The organism is Pseudoalteromonas sp. S1650 (assembly GCF_005887195.1).
GTDB classification, from domain to species: domain Bacteria; phylum Pseudomonadota; class Gammaproteobacteria; order Enterobacterales; family Alteromonadaceae; genus Pseudoalteromonas; species Pseudoalteromonas simplex.
This window is the reverse complement of sequence record NZ_PNDF01000109.1, coordinates 1-19121: the sequence shown is the minus strand read 5'-3', so window position 1 is coordinate 19121 and position 19121 is coordinate 1. Positions and strand designations below refer to the sequence as shown.

The window sequence follows — 19121 nt, the reverse complement described above, 5'->3', positions numbered from 1 at the left end:
AATCTCGTTTGCATTTGCACCGACTTGAAATGATTTAGTCCCATAGCTTCCATCTAATAATTGCTGCCCACCAAATGAAGTTGTCTCCGCAATACGAGTTAACTCTGTTTGTAAAGCACTGACTTCTTTTTGCAATGCATCTCTATCTTCTTTTGAGTTTGAGCCATTTGCAGATTGCAGCGCAAGCTCACGCATTCGCTGCAAAATGTTAGTAGATTCTTGCATTGCACCTTCAGCGGTTTGCGCCATCGAAATACCATCATTCGCGTTACGTTGCGCCACCGCTAAACCATTTATTTGTGAGGTTAAGCGATTTGAAATTTGTAGGCCTGCTGCATCATCTTTTGCGCTATTTATACGCATACCCGATGCTAAGCGTTCCATAGAAGTTGCTAGACCATCGCTCGATTTAGTTAAGTTACGTTGTGCGTTAAGTGACGACACATTAGTATTGACTGTTAATGCCATTTTACCATCTCCTAGTTTTAATTAGGCTGTGGTCCAATGAACTTGTGAGGAACCACGCGCTTTGTAAAACTTAAAAGCAGGAAATGTGCCAGCTCAAAGAAAAATTACAACCCACTGTTTTTAAATAACTTTTAAAACTTCTTTTTTGTAAATGTAAGAAATAAAAAGGCCAGTGACAATTTTTTGCCACTGGCCTAATAGAAAGGCAAACCTTTACCGTATGAGTTTAATTATAAATAATCAAAAAGCGTTAAATTAGCTAAACGACCAAAGGTTGCTTGTGAAGCCTGTAATGCGGTTTCATGCCTTGTTAAGTCACTAATTGCTTCGGCCATATCAACTTCAACCAGATTTGATTTACTCGATTTATTATTGATATCTATCGCACTATTTGAATCAGTGATACTTTCAACCAAGTTCATTCGAGCACCTAAACTTGCTTGTGTGAATACCACTTGTTCGCTGGCGCTTTGTAATTGGTCTAAACCGTCTGCCAGTGCATCATTAAGCTCATCACCTTCTAAACTACTATTTAAATTAGTGATTAAGTTTTGCATAGTATTGAGTACATTTTCTTTATGTGGGGCTTCTAATTCAAATTCGAATGTCCCTGGTGCAGTGCCTTCAAGCTTAAACTCCATGCCTGCATATTCAATAGGCTCCCCTGTAAATTCACCAGTGACAGCCGGTGTAACGGGGTTACCATAACCATCATTAATTACATAGGTATCTGGATCGCCCGAGTTAACGCCGGCGACAAGCTCAACCTGAAAAGAGTTATCTGCAGCTGTAGCTGTGGGATCTAAATCAAAATTTGCTTTGTGGAACTTATCAAAATCAGCTTGGTTTTTTACATACACAGTACTTTGTGCAGTAATACTTCCCGTCACAGTGCCTTCGTTATCAACAACATTTAAACGCGCATTTACATTTTCAAAAGCACTAAAACCATTATCGCTCGATTTAACATTCACCCCTTGTGCAATAGTTACTGAATGCTGGCCTTGGTCGCCTTGATAATCGTATTGACCTGTATTTGAGTTAAAGCTATAGGTTTGAGTTGTATCTTGATAGCCAGAAAAAATATATTTACCGTCTTCTGACTGACTATTCATTAAGCTCACTAGGCTTTTTTGCAGCTCGCTTAATTCACTCGCAATAGATTTTAAGTCATCATCACTCATGGCACCACTACCCGCTCGAATTGTCAGCTCTTGGGCTGCCTGAATGGTGGTATTGATACTTTGTAAGATACTTTCTTCTGTTTCTAGCCGTCCATTCAACTGATCAATATTTTTAGTGTATTGCTCATTTGTTTGGATCTTATTCGTATATAAAGCTGCTTGTGAATAAGCCGACGGGCTTTCAGAGGTCGATAAATACTTTTTACCTGTTGTTACACGCTCTTGTGCATTAGCAACACCTTGCTGACCTTCAAGAATTTTATTAACGCTGTTTTGATACATTAAGTTATTTGATAAACGCATAATTACCTCGCTGAATTAAGTAAGGTGTCGAATATTGAACGAGCAGTGGCAAGCACTTGCGCCGATGCCGCATACGATTGCTGAAAGCGCAGTAAGTTTGCCGCTTCTTCATCAAGGTTTACCCCTGATAATGATTCATACCAAGCCTCTGACTGCTCTGCTAATGCGGTGAATGCTTGTTGACTTGTTTGTGCCTGCGAAGTAACTACACCAATATCTGATACTAAACCAGTGTACGCTTGATTTAGAGTTTTATGATTATTCGTTGAATTACCTGAAACGTTTTGTCTTACAATGTTATCGTTTTGAATGTCAGCTAATAGTTGCCCATTACGGTTATCATCAAAGCCATCTACATTAGCCTCTATAGTGAATGAGTCACCTAAAGCTGGTGTGCCTTCAATGTTAAAGTCAAAACCAACTTCCTCCGCAGTGAGCGTTGTAATATCATCTAAAACGCCCGCTGCCTCAGCTTGTTGAATAATATTTTTACCAGATGAATCAATTGTAAATGGATCAGTCTCATTGGTACCATCACTTAAGGTGTACATATCTGGGTTTTCAGCGCTTTTTGTTAAAGTTAAAGACCCTGTTGGTAATTGTAACGCTGGGGTGTCTGTGAAATTTGACACATCAGATACAGTTCCAGCTGAAATACTGGCAGTGCCTGTATTGTTAATATCGTTTGCGGTACGAATAGGTGAAGCGAGTGCAATATCTTCTGGACGATTTGTTGCAAGCTCTAAGCTTGTTGATGCTTGAGAGTTGAGTTTAACCATAAATTGGTCATCAACACTTGGCGCATTAGTCATATCGAGGGTAATTTCTAAGCCAAACAAATCTAAACCTGAGTTGTTTAATGAATTAACCTTACCTGTGGCTGGGTCAACGTCTGCTGTAGTAAAAATATCATCGCCGTTGGCATCTTTAATCGTCTCGCCTTTATTATCAACAGGGTAAATTTCAACTTCATTTGTATCACTGTATTTCACAATAAAATCACTGGCCGGCAAATTACTGCCTTGTCCAGGTTCAACCGTTGCCGTCATACTCGAATTACCGTTATTAGCTTGATAAGCAAATGCATCAACGGTAGGAATTTTAAATATATCCCCACCTAAATTGCCATCGCCATCCATACCTAAATGATTTTGCTGATTAAAAGCATCGGCCAATGTTAAACCCATTTGACCCAATTGATTTTGTGCTGGCACTAAAATATCGTCACGAAATGCCAGTAAGCCACCTATTTTGCCTTTTAACTTATCTGTATCTAATTCTAACGAAATAGCTTTACCGTCATTAGTATCTAAGTGTAATTCTTTAAAATTAGGATCAGGGTCGCCCGTTAAAGAAAATAGATTAAAAGCACCATGCTGCATTACTAAGGCTTGGCCTGTTCCCATATATACTTGTTTAGAACCATTGGGCCCATCAACTGTTTCAATATCGATTAGCTCAGATAAATCACGAATTGCTTTATCTCGTTCATTATAAAGCGAGCTAGATCCTGATTCTTGTGAGGTGCCATCTACTGACGCGATCTTAGTATTTAATTCACTGATAGTTTGAATAAGGTCGTTTGCTTCTTCAGAGAAAATCTCTAATTGATCATTAACTACGGTTTGCTGATCTGCAACAATGCCTGATAAACGCTCCATTTGGTCAATTAGACTTTGTGCATCAGTCATTACTAATGACCGTGCTACAGATGATGAAGGCTGGTTTAAACTTTCTTGTATGTTGTTAAAAAACGAGTTGATACTGGTTGATAAGCTGTTTGACTCTTCAGAAAACAAGCTATCAACTCGACTCGCTTCTGTGACGAATTGATCAAAAAAAGTTTTACTAGAGGTATCTCGATTTAGTTGCTTTTGCGCAAATTCATTCAGTAAGCGATACGTTTCACCACGGCCGACTTGATTATCGATCATGGTTGTGAACTCAGTACGCTCACGCACATAGCCCTCGGTATTAACGTTGGCGATGTTTTTACTGGTGGTTTGTAAAAGCTCAGAGTTAGCTCTGATACCTGCATTTGCTATGTCATATAAGCTAAATGACATGAGGGTCTACTCCTTAACGTACCAATGAAGCAGCGACGCTTTGAAGCTCAACACGCTTCAATACCTGCTTAATTTTATCGGCATAATTTGGATCAGTTGCATAACCTGCTTTTTGTAACGAATCTAAAAAGGCTGCAGGCTCTGCGGTATTATTGAGTGCTTCTTGATAACGTGGATTTTCATTTAAGAAATCCACAAAATCATTAACACTGTCTTTAATCGATTGATAAGAGCGGAAACTGGCTTGCTTTTTAACTGGCACGCCTTGTTCAAATTCAAGCGTGACTTTGCTTGCTTTATCGCCTTGCCAGCTCCTATCCGATTTAATATTGAATAAGTTGTTACTACTTGTGCCATCAGCTTTACTGATGATGTGTTTACCCCAGCCCGTTTCGAGTGCAGCTTGAGCAACCATCACTGCAGGGTTTAAACCAATCTTCTGTGCTGCATTTTTTGCGTGCTCCCAAATAGAGCTAATGAATGACTCAGCATCTTCAAAACGATTTTCTGTTTGCTCGTTTGCTGATGTGTCTGCAACAGGCTGTGGCTCAGATTTAATGTCGTGGCTATCATTCGTTACGCCACGTGCGCGTTTATCACTATCAAACTCAGCCGTCGTTCTAAGCACAGAGCCCGGGGTAAACTGTTTACCATCTGGCGAGAGCTGCTGAACGATTAAATCAGCTAGGCCGAGCGAACCTTTTGATGAAAGCTCAACCGACATCTGTTGGTCATGCATCTCTTCAAAAAACTTAACACCGCTTGAATTAAATGGGCTGTCTTTATCTTCAAACGCTTCATTTGCTTTACGCATGCTTTTCAGCAGCATTTGAGTGAAAATAGATTCAAATTGTGCCGCCGCTTTTTTCAGCGCCTCTTTTGACGCATCGCTAGAGGCATCACTTTTTAAGGCATTTTGACGTAATGAGTCTAAGTTGCCTAAATCAAAAAAGTTTTGCTTGTCGAGATGATTAGTATCCATCAGCTTTTTGACACAATAGTTAATAATGAAAATTAAAATGCAAAAATTGCGCCAACAAAAAGCTTTATAAATGAGTAGCTAATAGCTGATACAAGAAAGGACTGAATTAGAATAAATATTTTGTCTGATATTTGTGTGCTGAATAATTTAAGAATGACTAAAAATACAAACGCGCTCGACAGCGCGTTTTAATTTAAATGATAACCAGTTGCCCGTTTATCGCCCCCGCTTCTTTTAAAGCCTCAAGGATTGCCATTAAATCACCCGGTGCAGCCCCAACTTCATTGATTGCACGCACAAGATCATCAAGATTAACACCTGGATTAAATACAAAAGCACGTGAGTCATCTTCGTTCACATCAATAATGCTTTGATTGGTAACGGTAGTTTCACCATCACTTAAAGCATTTGGCTGTGACACATTTTGCTGCTCAGCAATCGTAACCGTTAAACCACCATGAGTTATTGCCGCAGGCTGTAGCTTCACGTTTTTGCCAATCACAATTGTACCTGTGCGGGAGTTAACAATAATTTTTGCTGCTGTGTCTGCAGGCTTAAACTCTAAGTTTTCAAGTGTCGACAAATAAGCAACACGTTGAGAAGCATCTCGCGGTGCTAACACTCGCACTGAAGCTGCATCAATTGCCTGAGCACTGTCAGGCCCCACCAAATCATTGATAGTTTGCTCTAGGCGTTTTGCTGTTGTGAAATCTGGGCGATTTAAATTAAAGGTAATATAGTCACCTTGCATAAACGGGCTCTTAATAGCACGCTCTACAATGGCACCGTTTGGAATACGACCCACTGTGGGTGTGTTAATAATTACACGGCTACCATCAGCCCCTTCCGCACCTAAACCACCTACAACTAAGCTACCTTGTGCAATCGCATAGGTATTGCCATCAACCCCTTTTAAAAAGGTTTGTAATAAGGTACCACCACGTAAACTACCCGCACTACCAATAGACGAAACCGTAATATCAATGGTTTGACCGGGTTTTCTAAATGCCGGTAACTCTGCATGCACAGCCACAGCTGCAACATTTTTAATCTTAGGTTTTAAGCTATCAGGTAAGGTAATACCAAAACCATTCAGCATGGCTTTAAAGCTTTGTTGAGTAAATCGGCTTTGTTCACCTGTGCCAGGCAAACCGACAACCAAACCATAACCCACTAATTGGTTTGCGCGCACGCCCTCAACCATAGATACATCTTTGACTCGCTCAGCCTGTGCAGAAAACTGCAGGCTAATTAAGCAAAGAGCGATGATGTATTTAAACCCATTCATGACTTTATTCCTCTAAAATGGGAAAAGCGAACTACTAAAGAAACGAGACAGCCAACCTGCACTTTGCGTTTCTTGAATTTGCCCTTTACCTGAGTATTGAATTCGCGCATTAGCAATACGGTTTGATGTGACCGTGTTATCTGCTTGCACATCTTCGGGACGAACTAAGCCTTCAAGGCGAATAAATTCTTCACCGGTATTCAAAGTAAGCCATTTTTCACCGCGAATAACCAAGTTTCCATTAGGTAAAACACGCATCACATTGACAGAAATATCACCAAATAAGCTATTTGATTGATTAGACTTTGAATCACCTTTAAACGATGCCCCAGAACCAATACCAAACTGTATGCTATCACCACCAATATTCACCGGATTGCCACCAAGCCCAATAACAGGGTCTAAACTAGCGTCCGTTTCTTTATCGGTTTCGGTTTTAGCGGCTTTGGTGGCTTGCGTTGATTCTTGCAATTTAACCGTGATGATATCACCAGCGCGCAATGCCTTTTTATCTGAGTACAAGTCATCTGCTGAATAACTATCAAACAACGAACCCGTTGGTACCATCGGCTCTGTTGTTGGCTCAGGGTACATAGGCGCATAGTAAGGGTCATCCTGAACCACATGATGATTTTGCGTTGTCATACAACCACCCAGCATTAATGCTGCCGATGTGACTAAGATAATATTACGCATGCTGCCTCCTACCCATTAAAGCTGTTGATTGATGTAACTAAGCATTTCATCAACCGCTGAAATCACTTTTGAATTCATTTCATAAATTCGTTGTGTTTCGATCAAGTTAACAAGCTCTTCAGTTACATTCACGTTAGAGGTTTCAAGAGATCCTTGAACCACCGTACCTAAACCATCAATACCTGGGTTACCTTGCACAGGTGCGCCACTTACAGCGGTTTCTGTGTATAAGTTTTGTCCCATAGGCTCAAGACCCGATGGATTAATAAAATCACTAATCGTTAGCTGACCAATGACCACGTTGTCTGCTTGCCCTGAAATACGCACTGACACTTCACCGTCTTGTGAAACAGTAATTGATTGCGCATCGTCTGGAACGTTCATTTCAGGCTGTAATGGAAAACCAGCACCAGAAGTTACAATGCGGCCATCTTCGTCAGTGGTGAATTGACCGTTACGCGAATAGGCAATGTTGCCATCTGGTAATTGCACTTCAAAAAAACCTGGTCCTGAAATCATCCAGTCCAATGAATTTTCAGTGGTAAGCATGTTACCTTGTGAAAAGTTCTTTTGGTTGGCAACCACTTTGGCACCCGCACCAAGCATTAAGCCTGATGGCATTTCAGTGTCTTGTGACGAACGGCCACCTGGTTGGTTGATGTTTTGATATAGTAAATCTTCAAATACGGCGCGGCTTTTTTTGTAACCGACCGTGCTGGCATTCGCGAGATTATTTGAGATCACCGAAATATCGGTTTGCTGGGCGTCAAGCCCGGTTTTACTGATCCATAATGCAGGATTCATAACTCTACCCTCTCAGTCATCTTAAACAATGCGTAACAGCTGATCTTGACGCTCATCGAGCTCTTCGGCTGTTTTCATCAATTTAACTTGTAATTCAAATTGGCGTTGATTGCTGATCATGTCGACCATTTCATGCACCGGGTTTACGTTTGACATTTCAAGCGTTCCCGATAGTACTTTCACATTTGGCGAAATATCACAAAAACCACACAGGTCATTGATCAGCATGTCTTCTTTTGGTCGAAATAAACCGTCATTACCTTTTTCAAGCTGAGTGTTATCAGCCTCAATCACTTTTAAGCGATCAACCACTTCTAAAAAGTTAGCTGGTGCACCTTGCGGGCGAACCTGAATGGCACCATCTTCACTAAACTCAACTTTCTCGATAGGTAACGGCAGAATGATTGGACCACCTTCGCCAATTACTTGACGGCCATGGCTGGTGATCAACGCACCATCTGGAGTAATGTTTAATGTGCCTGTTTTGGTGTACGCCTCATTGCCTGATGCATCTTGTACACTCAACCAACCACGGTCACTCATAGCAATATCAAGCTCACGGCCAGTTTCTACATAACCACCTGATTGCATGTTAGATCCTGGGCGTTCTTGCATTGCAAACACCCTAGATGGCAGACCTTCACCGAAGGCTTGCATAGAGCGAGCTTGTGCAAAATCAGCTTTAAAGCCAGTGGTGTTAGCATTAGCAAGGTTGTTGGCCTTGAGTTCAAGACCTCGCAAACTTTGCTTAGCACCCGACATGGCAATGTAGACCATTTTGTCCATAACATTGACTCACTAAAAATACGATAACTAAGAAATGCAATAAAAGTGCCAAAGTAAAATTGACGCTAAAATAGAAGAGAGAAATGAATAATTAGAATGAAAAAAGGCTGCCAATAGAGGGAGCAGCCTTCGTGTCGGATTAAGCTTAGAGCCGTTAAAATTAACGGATCTGTAGAATGTTTTGCTGTAGTGTTGAGTTAACCTCAAGCGCACGTGAATTTGCTTGGAAGTTACGCTGCGCACTAATCAAGTCAACAAGTTCGTTAGTTAGATTAACGTTTGATTGTTCAAGCGCAGATGAGTTAATTGAACCCAAGGTACCTGAACCCGGTTCGCCAGCAATAGGCTCACCTGACGTTAAACTCTTCTTCCAAGAAGTATCACCCACTTGTTGTAAACCCTGTGAGTTCGAAAAGCGTACCATCGCAACTTGACCTAAGAATGAAGTGTCACCATTACTGTATGACGCAACAATTTTACCGTCAGAACCGATATCGATACCTGATAGACGACCTACAGTCGCACCATCTTGTTCAAGTGCTTTTACTTCAAAGTTACTAGCATATTGAGTAGGTACTTTATTCGCTGTTGCCGCTTCATCACGCCAGTTCATCGTTACATCATCAGGGAAACTAGCACCATTAGATAGTAAGTCAGATAAACCTGTCGCAGCGCCTTCGCCATTTGGTAAAGTTAACGGGTTAAATGATGCATCAGTATTTGCAACACCATCCGTGTTAAGTGGTAAACCACTTGAATCAAATTGGAATGTAGTTAGTGGTGTATAAGGCGTTGTTGTTTGCTCTACACCACTTGCATCAAATGGTTTTTCATCAAGTGTTGCATACACTTCCCATTCATTTTCATTACCTGTTGTCGCTGAGTCTGTTTTCACAAAAAAGAACTGTAAAATATGTGGCTCACCTAATGAATCATACACAGTTGTTGATGTTGAACTGTTATATGTAGCACTTGCTTCAGGGTCAAACGGTGTCACTGTTGGCGCAGAGGCACGTGAATCAAGGTTAAATGATGAATAAACATTCGTGGTTGCACGTGGTGAACCTGATGCATCAGGAATTTGTAACGCCGAAGATGTACTTAAGCTAACAGAAGTGGTATCACCGGTTGCTTCATCAACAGGGAAACCTTGTAAGTAGTTACCGCTTGCATCAACAATGAAGTTATCCTGGTTTAATTTAAACGCACCTGCACGAGTATATGTGAAGTCTTGCGCGCCTAAGTCATTCGCCATTGCGAAATAACCTTCACCAGTGATCGCTAAGTCAAGAGAGTTATTTGTGAAAGATAACGAGCCTTGGTGGAATTGCTGTGCCACCATTGTCGTTCTTACACCGTCACCATTTTTTGTTTTACCAGAACTAAATACTGATGATGCGTATACATCAGCGAACTCTGCACGAGACTCTTTAAAGCCCGTAGTATTAACGTTAGCAATGTTATTTGCGGTAACGTCTAAATCTTTTTGCGCGGCTGCTAAGCCTGTTAATGCAATATTGAAGCTCATAACTCACCTCTAACCTATCTCTTAGCCTAAGCTAACCCAAACCTTTTTTACTTATGCGATTTCAGCTATATCAGTTAGCCTAACCGCACCCTCTTTTGTATTTACGATAATGCCGCTTGCGCCATTAATATTGACACTTTCAATATTCTTAAAGGTCGCCATTGGCATACTGCTGTAGTCTCCATTTACAAAGCCTTCAGCACTGATGTCATATTCACCTTCAGGTAGCACATTGCCATCATTGTCTTTACCATCCCATTCAAAACGCAGTGCCCCCGCTGACTGAGAACCTAATTCAATGGTACGCACTAACTGGCCTGATGAATCCGTTATTCTTAGCGTTAAAGATTCAACAGCGGTTTCTGCAACCACCGACCCTTTAGCTAGATTTTCGCCATCAAAGTCAATGGTGCCAGACTCAAGTAACGCTTGCTTACCAACAAGAGTCGAAGCCTGTAACGCAGAATTTGATGTCATTGATGCAGTGAGTGAATCAAACTTCTCGTTTAAGTTTGAAATACCTTCAGCCATGGTAAAGTTCGTCATCTGCGCAATCATTTGATCGTTATCAGCAGGATTACTCGGATCCTGAAACGACAACTGCTGTGTTAACAACGAAAAGAAATCTTCCTGAGAAAGCGTGTTGTTGTCTTCTTCAGTTGTTTGCGTACTACTTTGATTCCAACGCAAACTATCCATATAGGATGATGATGCAGAGCTGATGTCGTTACTCATAACTTATCCTCGGTTACCGTTGTCCTAACAACAGTGTTTTACTTAACATTTGCTTAGCTGCATCAGCAACTTGCACATTTGTTTGGTAAGAGCGAGAGGCAGAAATCATATTTGCCATTTCTTCTACAACATTAACGTTAGGTTTGTAGATATAACCATTTTCATCCGCACTTGGGTGGTTCGGGTTATATTCAATTTGTAGAGGTTTATCACTCTCTACAATGCCTAACACTTTAACGCCAACAGAAGAGCCCTGAGGATTGCTTTGTGATGCTGACGCTTTAGTCAACTCTGCAGCAAAAACAGGGTGGCGCGCTCGATATGTCTGATCTTGACTAGAACTAATCGTATTTGCATTCGAGATATTACTGGCTGTGGTATTTAAGCGAACATTTTGCGCACTCATACCGGTTGCTGAAATATCAAAAACATTATACAAACTCATGATTAAGCTCCTTGACTACCGAGGGCTTTTTTAAGGCCTTTAATTTTACTACTCATAAATTGCAGGCTTGCCTGATACTCTAATGAGTTCTGTACATACAAGTTTCGTTCCACTTGTATATCGACTGAGTTACCATCACCTGTATCTGCTTGATTTGGCGTACGAAACATTTCTGCGCTGCCAACAAAACGACTGCCCCCGGCAATATGTTTAGCATCGGTTCTTACCATGCTATTGCCGCCTTGTTGGTTGCTTTTTGCCGCTTTTAATGCCGAGGCAAAATCGATATCTTTCGCTTTATAGCCCGGCGTATCAGCATTAGCGATATTTGTCGCTAATAACTCAGCGCGTTGTGAACGGATCAACATCGCATGAGGATGAACACCAAATGCTTTATCAAAACTGATAGCCATAACCTTCTCCAAAAAATTGACTCTGTAGTGGTTAATGCAAAAGCTAAGCCAAAAATTTAGGAGTGATTTGATTTATATAAGAGACTGAAAAATAGGTAAATTTAGCAACCTAAGGACTAGGTTGCTAAGGAGAGTTTACTTTTTCTGATAGATGATACCCGGGTTACAACGAACCATATCAAAGCTATCACTTAAGCCCGCCATTGATTCTGACGCACCTAAAAACAGGTAACCTTTCGGGTTTAAAGCTTGAGCAAATTGAGAAATGATTTTAGCTTTTACTTCTGGTGAAAAGTAAATCAACACATTACGGCAAAATATGATGTCAAACTTGCCCATTAAAGCGTATGAATCGAGTAAGTTTAAATGTCTAAAGCTGACCATTTTACGTATAGGGTCAACTACCTGAGCCATTCCGTTACCGCTGTCCTTGAAGAACTTTTGACGACGCTCCATCGACAATCCACGAGCAAGGGCTAGCGAGTCATACTCAGCATTCTTGCACATATCAAGCATGGTATTAGAAATATCAGTGCCAATAATTTGCGCACCCATCTTTAATACGCCTGGGTTTTTAGATTGGAACTCGGCAACAGACATGGCAATTGAGTACGGCTCTTGACCTGATGAACTTGCCGCTGACCATATCTTTAGTGGCCTACGCACATCTTTAAGCTCAGGAAATAGTTTTGTTTTCAATAACTCAAACGGATATTGGTCACGAAACCAAAGCGTTTCATTGGTTGTCATCGCATCAACGACAGCGGCACGAAGCTGCCTCTCATGAGGGCTTAGTGTTTTACTTACCAACTGTGATAAAGACTCAACATTAAAACGCGCCATAAGCGGCGCAAGGCGGCTTTTAACTAAATAAAGTTTATTATCGCCAAGCACAATGCCACATTGTTGCTCTAAAAAAGAGCGGAATTGATCGTATTCGCTTTGTTGTAAATGCTTATTTTCCAAAGTAATACCACCTATAAATAATTAATCACAATGAACCCACTTCTTCACAGCTGTCGCTAATTCATCTGGGTTAAATTTTGCAATAAAATCATCAGCACCCACTTTTTCGATCATTGCTTGGTTAAACACCCCACTTAAAGAGGTATGCAAGATCACATGCAAAGGTGATAATTTTGGATCAGCCTTAATTTCAGCGGTTAAGGTATAACCGTCCATTTCTGGCATTTCTACATCAGATATTAATAGACCAACACGTTCAGTAATATCATTTTGACAATCGAGCTGAGCAATCTCTCTTAAACGTAAAAGCGCTTCTTTTCCGTTTTTAGCTAGTTCAGTTTGTACACCTAGAGGTTCAAGCGCACGCTTAACTTGGTTTCGAGCTACTGCAGAGTCATCAGCAATAAAGACAATACGCTCACCTAAGTCACGCTGAATCTCACCTTCACCAACTACTTCAGCACTCACTTCAGTGTTAACTGGGCAAATTTCGTTTAATATCTTTTCTACATCGAGAATTTCAACTAATTCGTTTTCAATCTCAGTGACCGCAGTTAGGTAAGAATAACGTCCGGCTCCCGAAGGCGGCGGCATTATTTTTTCCCAGTTCATATTCACGATGCGTTCAACACCACCAACTAAAAACCCTTGCACTGAACGGTTGTACTCAGCAATGATGATAAAACTGTCTTTGATATTTTCAATTGCAGGGCCACCTACAGCCATCGATAAATCAATAACAGAGATAGTTTGACCACGGATATGCGCAACACCGCGAATGTACGCATTTGATTTAGGCATGTTAGTAAGTGGTGGACATTGCAGAACCTCTCTTACTTTAAACACGTTTATACCAAAGCGTTGTCGCCCTCTGAGTTTGAATAATAGTAATTCAAGGCGGTTTTGCCCAACCAACTGAGTACGCTGGTTAACTGAGTCTAAAATGCCTGCCATTTCAATCTCCTAAAGATAAACAATCAGAGCTGGAACAATAATTGCCTTCTTTGTGTTAAAGCTACATAAGGTTACAAAGCGTCTGTTTTTTGACGCAAAATATTTATACCTTGTTTTCAACCATAAGCATAGTCGAAACAATATGAGTTTGTTAAAAAAAAGCCGAAGATACAGTGTTTTTTATTTTCTTACTAGCCTGTTGTGTACAACACAACTACAGGCAGAAGTTTATAATACCGAGCAACTTCAACAAATCGCCATCGATTTTGTTAGCGAGCAGCTCCCTGATCTGGACACCACACCTCAAATTAGTGCTTTACCATTAGATAGTCGCATTCCTGAGAGGTTATGTGAGTCACCAATTAACAAAGAGTTACCAACAGAGCCTCCTTTTAATCGGCAGGTAACTGTACAACTTAAGTGCCAAGATTTAAATAGTTGGACCCAATACGTTCACGTGCGCATTATTGAGCTCGAACCCGTGGTTGTTGTTACCACTAATTTAGCCCGTGGAGAGGTCATTCGCCCTGAACATTTACGCCTCGAAATGAAGCCAAAGCAATTTGTTAGAACGCAATATGTTCAAGATGAGGCTATACTTATTGGCAGTCGCAGTAAGCGCAATTTACGTGACGGCACGCCTATTGTTATGAGCCAGGTTTGTATGGTTTGTAAAGGCGATAATGTAACTATCTATGCTTCATTACGCGGCTTAAGAATTAAAACCACCGGAATTGCTCTAGAAGATGGCACGTTAGACGAATTAGTACGTGTAAAAAACAAAAAATCAGGTAAAGTATTAAATGCACGTGTGGATGGGGTCGAGTCTGTACAAGTAAATATTTAATTTTTTATATTTATGCTAAAGTATCCGCTGTGCCCGCCGATATAAAGGCATATGTTGGGTAATGTATAGGTCAAAATTATGGTAAGCAATGTCAATAATGGTCAACAACAGCCTTCTGTGTTGACAAATACCAAGCAAAAAAAGCTTGATTTACAAAAAGATAATGCTAATGCAGCCGCTGCAAAATCGGCCGCACCAAAAGCAAGTGCGGATTCTGTGAGCTTAACTCCTCAAGCTAAACAGCTAAAATCTTTGCAAGAAAAAGCAGAGCAATCATCTGGCTTTGATAGCAATAAAGTGGCTGAGCTGAAAAAAGCAATCAGTGAAGGTAAATACCAAATTGATGCTGAAAAGCTAGCAAAGAACATCGCTGCATTCGAGTTTGATGTCTATGGCTGATCATAATCATTTAATAGCTAGCAAATTAACACAACAAGTTTCGTGCTTGGAGTCTATTGCTGCGCTGTTAGATGATGAGTTGACAGCCATTGCTGCAAAGCGTGGCGACGGATTAAAGAGTATTGCCCAACAAAAAATCTCTTTGCTCCAACAAATTCAAACCATTGATAAAGAAGTGCAAAAGCTTGTTGCGCATAACGAATCGCAAGATGACGAAGTAAGTGCACTCATTAAGCAAGTAAATACTCTCCTAGCAAGCTGCAAAAAGAAAAACGATGTAAACGCTCACGCGGCCCATCAAGCACAGTTGAGTGTTAAGCAACTTAAAGATATTTTAATCGGTGCACCATCATCGATGACCTACGACCAAGGCGGCAGCGTGATTCAAGGCGATAAGAAAATCGTTCACAACTTGAAAGCCTAAACCCAAATATTATTTTTTAAAACGCGATAACTAAGTTAGTTATCGCGTTTTTTAATGTTTGCAGAGTTATACCAATCCGCAATATCACTCAATTAAGCAAGGTACTGTAAGAAAAGCGCATTTCTGCGCTTTTCTTTTATTGATTAAATATCTACAGATTTATTTCCATCTTCGATTAGTTTCTTGATCATGTCTTCTGATTCACTTTGAATATCACTCGCGGGTTGTGAACTTGTTGAGCTATTAGGATCAAAAGCTAAACTTTGCTGTTCGCTGTCATTATTCAATGCTAGTACCTCACTTTGCTCAGTATCACTAAGTACATCTTTTACAGTAACCTCAAGCGGTACAACACCAGAATGCACTGTAGTTCCTGCCCCCGAATCAGCCAAGATCAAGCTTAAATCAATACTTTCGCCAAGCTGCTCTGAACCTGAATCTGAACTTTCATTCGCAGGTTGTTCTTCAGTGCTCTCTGAAGCAGCTAAAATGGGTTCATCGCTAAGGGCTATAATGCCGCTATCTGGCTCTGATTCAAGCACCCCTGTACCCACTAATTCATTTGCGGTATTTTTAACAATATATTCTCCGGTATCAGGGTCGACAATGGCAAAATAAAAATCTTGCTCTCCTATACCTAATAACGAAAGAGGACCACTGCTCCATTCGCCATCACCATTTGCTGTTACAGAAGGAGATGAATTAAGTAACGATAAATCAATAATATTGAGAAGGTTCAGCCCTAACAAGCTAGATCCAAAAATGTAAACCTCAGTACCGGGTTCAGCCGTTCCAGAAGCTGAAGGAGCAATTGAAAGTAAAGGAGGAAGAAGTTCAAGACCTGGATCAAATACAACATTAAATGCATCTAGGCTTGGATCAGTACTGTAATCAATACTTGAAATAGTAGTTGTATTGCCAGCGGCATCGCTTGCGGTTGCTTCAACATAAGCAAGTGTTAAGAGTGATACCGATAAATTGAGCACAGTCCAATCACCATTAGCGTCAACGGTGGCTGTGTAAGGAACTCCTATGCCACCTCCAATTAGGTAGTTTGTAATGGTAATAACACTTCCTTCAGGCAAATCTGAAGTACCAGAAAGCGATACCAAGTTACCTAATAAGAATGACGGCGTGATTGATAACTCTGGAGCTACAGTGTCAACTTCTCCGCCCGTTTTACTATCAGTTCCTGTGTTACCTGCGGTATCTGTGATGCTTGCAGTGACCGAATACACTCCATCAGCTAACGCTTGACCTGCTTCAACTTGCCAATTGCCACTTGCATCAGTTGTGGTAGTAACTGTATGTTGTAAACCGCCTGCGGCAGTGAACACAATTACTACTGTACTATTTGCAGCATCAGATGTGCCGCTGATAACAGGGGTTGAGTCGTTTGTGAGTATTAAACTGCTTTGATCAATGCTTACAATCGGTGCCGTAGTATCAACCGCAGACGTTGTACTTACTGAACCATCATTCCCAGCTGTATCAGTCACAACAGCGGTTACCGTATACTGTCCTTCGGCAAGCGCTTGGGTTGCTTCAACTTGCCAGTTAAGGCTTGAATCAAGCGTTGTTTCAACACTATGACTAACACCTGCTGCATCAACGAAGGTGACAACCACTCGATTACCAGCGACTGCTCCTGTTGCACTGCCAGAAGCGAGCGGTGTTAAATCGGTTGCAACAGCAATCGTGTCTATAACAACATCAGGCGCAGTGATATCTATAATGCCAGACATCGAAGTGGTTGCGCTATTACCTGCAGCATCAGAGATACTGGCTTCAACCGTGTATGCTCCTTCAGCTATTGAGGAAGGTAATGCCACAGACCAATTACCTGATACATTAACAATAGCAGAAGCAGTAACATCATTACCTAAACTATCAGACACAACTAACGTGACAACGGTGCCCTGAGGTGCATCACTGGTACCACTAATTGTCGGTGTAGTATCATTTGTAATTGCTGGTGCATTAACCAAGATTGATGGCGCCGTGAGATCTATCTCACCAACCTTTGATGCTGTTCCAGTTAAACCATTTTCAGTTACACTTGCATCTACCGTGTATTGTCCTTCACTGAGTACAGTAGCAAGCTCAACACTCCAACTACCACCCGTTACCGTTGTAGTTATTGTTTGTGTATTTCCAAGTGCATCTTCAACATTTATTGTAACTTGTGTGCCGTCTACTGCATCACTGGTACCTGAGATGATGGGGGTTGTATCATTTGTAATTGCCAACGTGCCAATAGATACTGTTGGGGCATTAGTGTCTAATGTTACATTGTCTGTGGCAGTCGTCGTGTTATTTGCAGCATCGGTGATGCTTGCAGTAATAGTAACTGAACCATCGTCAAGTGGTGTAACAACATCAACTAACCAAGTACCATCAATTTGCACTGTAGCTGATAATGAATAAGTATTCCCACCGTTAGAAACATTCAAAGAGACTATGCTACCTGCAGGTTCATTGCTTGTACCGCTAATTGTAGGTGTAGAATCATTTGTCGTTCCTAAGCTATTAATAGTGAGCGAAGGAGCAAGTGTATCAATAGAACCAGATTCAGTATCACTGCCAATATTACCGGCAACATCCGTTATTGACGCTGTTACAGTATAGTTTCCATCAGGTAATGCGGCTGGTGTAACTTGCCATGTTCCATCTCCCAACACTGTCGCAGTCAGTGTTTGGGTATCACTATTGCTGTCTGTAATCGTGACAGATACTTGAGTTCCTGGCGATTCTGTTGATGTACCTGAAATAACTGGCAAACTTGAGTTTCCAATACCCAATGTATCAAGCAATACAACAGGCGTAACTGTATCAACTGTTATTGATGCTGTTGCAGTTTGCGTGTTGTTTGCATCATCCGTTATGCTAGCCGTAATCGTGTAACTACCATCAACGATGTCGACAGGTACTACAAGCTGCCATGTGCCATCTGTATCAACCGTCGTGGTCAGAGTTTGACCCGCTATTTCAACAACCACTAAACCACCTATCTCATTACTACTACCCGAGATAGTTGGTCGAGCTTCAGATGTGCCACCAATAGCATTTACGCTTAAAGTTGGTGCTATACTATCCAGTACACCTGTTGTTTGTTCAGTTGTTAAATTACCCACCTGGTCTCGAACCGATGCTGTTACTGTGAATGTGCCATCAGCAAGTTCTGCTGGTACATCAACAGACCAAGTTTGATCGCTTTGCACAGTTGCAGTAAAGCTTTGCGAATCTCCATTAGCGTCTTGAACAGTCACATTAATAACCGTTCCTTGACCCATATCCGTAGTACCCGAGATAGTTGGTGTTGTGTCATTAGTAAGTGTGGCAACAGACACTGTTAGTTCAGGTGCTACATTATCAAAATCAAGGGTGCTCACCGTTGCAGTGTTACCTGCTGCATCTGTTCCACTTGCTGTTACATAAGCTAAATTAAGCAGTGGTACAGTAATATTCGCTAAAGTCCAATCTCCATTCGCATCTGTAATGGCAGTGTATGTTAATCCAATTAATCCACCGACAAGGTGCTCAGTGATCGTGATCACACTTCCTTCTGGTAAGTCTGAAGTCCCAGACAAGCCAACCAAATTACCCAGTAAAAATGAAGGGATCACACGAATGTCTGGCGCTATAGTGTCGACTTCACCACTGTCACTGGCACTGCTGTTATTACCTGCTGTATCACTGATACTAGCACTGACTGTGTAGTTGCCATCAGCTAAGGCTTGCCCTGCTTCGGCGCTCCAATTGCCTGAAGCATCAGTGGTGACTGTCACGGTATGGCTGATACCATCAGCATCGGTAAAGGTCACGGCGAGGGT

18 protein-coding genes are annotated in these 19121 nt (G+C 41.3%); 3 read left to right on the top strand and 15 right to left on the bottom strand.

The genetic code is table 11. The features are described 5' to 3' along the window. The 14 genes from CWB80_RS21405 to CWB80_RS21340 form a co-directional block, all read right to left on the bottom strand. Window positions 1–468 (bottom strand): flagellin (locus CWB80_RS21405; protein ID WP_502705017.1); only part of this gene is annotated, 468 nt, incomplete at its 3' end. Between the two features lie 230 nt (window positions 469–698). Continuing rightward, window positions 699–1955, bottom strand: coding sequence for a flagellar hook-associated protein FlgL (gene flgL, locus CWB80_RS21400; protein ID WP_138602151.1), 1257 nt, complete (start codon window positions 1953–1955; stop codon window positions 699–701). Window positions 1956–1957: 2 nt separating this feature from the next. Then, the gene (gene flgK / locus CWB80_RS21395; RefSeq protein ID WP_138602153.1) at window positions 1958–4021 is read right to left on the bottom strand and encodes a flagellar hook-associated protein FlgK; all 2064 of its coding nucleotides are present in this window, start codon (window positions 4019–4021) and stop codon (window positions 1958–1960) included. 13 nt (window positions 4022–4034) lie between these two features. Next, window positions 4035–5003: a flagellar assembly peptidoglycan hydrolase FlgJ gene (gene flgJ / locus CWB80_RS21390; RefSeq protein WP_138602155.1), complete on the bottom strand. Its 969-nt coding sequence runs from the start codon at window positions 5001–5003 to the stop codon at window positions 4035–4037. Window positions 5004–5196: 193 nt separating this feature from the next. Further along, complete coding sequence (locus tag CWB80_RS21385) at window positions 5197–6291, bottom strand: flagellar basal body P-ring protein FlgI (RefSeq protein WP_054562215.1); 1095 nt, start codon at window positions 6289–6291, stop codon at window positions 5197–5199. A gap of 12 nt (window positions 6292–6303) precedes the next feature. Further along, window positions 6304–6987 carry a flagellar basal body L-ring protein FlgH gene (flgH, locus tag CWB80_RS21380; RefSeq protein WP_054562216.1) on the bottom strand — a complete coding sequence of 228 codons (684 nt, stop codon included), beginning with the start codon at window positions 6985–6987 and terminating at the stop codon, window positions 6304–6306. A 15-nt stretch (window positions 6988–7002) separates the two neighbouring features. Beyond that, window positions 7003–7791 carry a flagellar basal-body rod protein FlgG gene (gene flgG, locus CWB80_RS21375; RefSeq protein ID WP_119853538.1) on the bottom strand — a complete coding sequence of 263 codons (789 nt, stop codon included), beginning with the start codon at window positions 7789–7791 and terminating at the stop codon, window positions 7003–7005. Between the two features lie 21 nt (window positions 7792–7812). Next, window positions 7813–8577, bottom strand: coding sequence for a flagellar basal body rod protein FlgF (locus CWB80_RS21370; RefSeq protein WP_063706524.1), 765 nt, complete (start codon window positions 8575–8577; stop codon window positions 7813–7815). Window positions 8578–8737: 160 nt separating this feature from the next. Further along, window positions 8738–10105, bottom strand: coding sequence for a flagellar hook protein FlgE (gene flgE, locus CWB80_RS21365; RefSeq protein WP_138602157.1), 1368 nt, complete (start codon window positions 10103–10105; stop codon window positions 8738–8740). Window positions 10106–10156: 51 nt separating this feature from the next. Then, entirely contained in the window at window positions 10157–10840 is a 684-nt protein-coding gene (locus tag CWB80_RS21360) for a flagellar hook assembly protein FlgD (protein WP_138602159.1), read from the bottom strand. 13 nt (window positions 10841–10853) lie between these two features. Then, window positions 10854–11285, bottom strand: a complete 432-nt coding sequence (flgC, locus tag CWB80_RS21355) for a flagellar basal body rod protein FlgC (RefSeq protein WP_054562219.1) — start codon at window positions 11283–11285, stop codon at window positions 10854–10856. A 2-nt stretch (window positions 11286–11287) separates the two neighbouring features. Then, entirely contained in the window at window positions 11288–11698 is a 411-nt protein-coding gene (gene flgB / locus CWB80_RS21350; protein WP_054562220.1) for a flagellar basal body rod protein FlgB, read from the bottom strand. Window positions 11699–11833: 135 nt separating this feature from the next. After that, window positions 11834–12664: a CheR family methyltransferase gene (locus tag CWB80_RS21345; RefSeq protein ID WP_054562221.1), complete on the bottom strand. Its 831-nt coding sequence runs from the start codon at window positions 12662–12664 to the stop codon at window positions 11834–11836. Between the two features lie 21 nt (window positions 12665–12685). After that, window positions 12686–13618 (bottom strand): chemotaxis protein, encoded by a 933-nt coding sequence (locus CWB80_RS21340; protein ID WP_054562222.1) that lies wholly within the window; start codon window positions 13616–13618, stop codon window positions 12686–12688. 142 nt (window positions 13619–13760) lie between these two features. On the opposite strand from CWB80_RS21340, the gene flgA reads away from it, so the two are divergent. The 3 genes from flgA (at window position 13761) to flgN (ending at window position 15288) form a co-directional block, all read left to right on the top strand. Beyond that, window positions 13761–14465 carry a flagellar basal body P-ring formation chaperone FlgA gene (gene flgA, locus CWB80_RS21335; protein WP_138602161.1) on the top strand — a complete coding sequence of 235 codons (705 nt, stop codon included), beginning with the start codon at window positions 13761–13763 and terminating at the stop codon, window positions 14463–14465. A 78-nt stretch (window positions 14466–14543) separates the two neighbouring features. After that, the gene (gene flgM / locus CWB80_RS21330; protein ID WP_054553314.1) at window positions 14544–14864 is read left to right on the top strand and encodes a flagellar biosynthesis anti-sigma factor FlgM; all 321 of its coding nucleotides are present in this window, start codon (window positions 14544–14546) and stop codon (window positions 14862–14864) included. Further along, window positions 14857–15288 (top strand): flagellar protein FlgN, encoded by a 432-nt coding sequence (gene flgN / locus CWB80_RS21325; RefSeq protein WP_054562224.1) that lies wholly within the window; start codon window positions 14857–14859, stop codon window positions 15286–15288. The genes flgM and flgN overlap by 8 nt, the downstream gene beginning before the upstream one ends. A gap of 143 nt (window positions 15289–15431) precedes the next feature. On the opposite strand, the gene CWB80_RS21320 is transcribed toward flgN, so the two are convergent. Beyond that, window positions 15432–19121 (bottom strand): beta strand repeat-containing protein (locus tag CWB80_RS21320; protein WP_138686302.1); only part of this gene is annotated, 3690 nt, incomplete at its 5' end.

Coding starts and splice junctions, on each gene's coding strand:
- flgJ (WP_138602155.1), bottom strand. CDS start 5,003: ATGGATACTAATCATCTCGACAAGCAAAACTTTTTTGATTTAGGCAAC.
- flgE (WP_138602157.1), bottom strand. CDS start 10,105: ATGAGCTTCAATATTGCATTAACAGGCTTAGCAGCCGCGCAAAAAGAT.
- flgL (WP_138602151.1), bottom strand. CDS start 1,955: ATGCGTTTATCAAATAACTTAATGTATCAAAACAGCGTTAATAAAATT.
- CWB80_RS21360 (WP_138602159.1), bottom strand. CDS start 10,840: ATGAGTAACGACATCAGCTCTGCATCATCATCCTATATGGATAGTTTG.
- flgG (WP_119853538.1), bottom strand. CDS start 7,791: ATGAATCCTGCATTATGGATCAGTAAAACCGGGCTTGACGCCCAGCAA.
- CWB80_RS21340 (WP_054562222.1), bottom strand. CDS start 13,618: ATGGCAGGCATTTTAGACTCAGTTAACCAGCGTACTCAGTTGGTTGGG.
- flgH (WP_054562216.1), bottom strand. CDS start 6,987: ATGCGTAATATTATCTTAGTCACATCGGCAGCATTAATGCTGGGTGGT.
- flgM (WP_054553314.1), top strand. CDS start 14,544: ATGGTAAGCAATGTCAATAATGGTCAACAACAGCCTTCTGTGTTGACA.
- flgN (WP_054562224.1), top strand. CDS start 14,857: ATGGCTGATCATAATCATTTAATAGCTAGCAAATTAACACAACAAGTT.
- flgK (WP_138602153.1), bottom strand. CDS start 4,021: ATGTCATTTAGCTTATATGACATAGCAAATGCAGGTATCAGAGCTAAC.
- CWB80_RS21385 (WP_054562215.1), bottom strand. CDS start 6,291: ATGAATGGGTTTAAATACATCATCGCTCTTTGCTTAATTAGCCTGCAG.
- flgA (WP_138602161.1), top strand. CDS start 13,761: ATGAGTTTGTTAAAAAAAAGCCGAAGATACAGTGTTTTTTATTTTCTT.
- flgC (WP_054562219.1), bottom strand. CDS start 11,285: ATGAGTTTGTATAATGTTTTTGATATTTCAGCAACCGGTATGAGTGCG.
- CWB80_RS21370 (WP_063706524.1), bottom strand. CDS start 8,577: ATGGACAAAATGGTCTACATTGCCATGTCGGGTGCTAAGCAAAGTTTG.
- flgB (WP_054562220.1), bottom strand. CDS start 11,698: ATGGCTATCAGTTTTGATAAAGCATTTGGTGTTCATCCTCATGCGATG.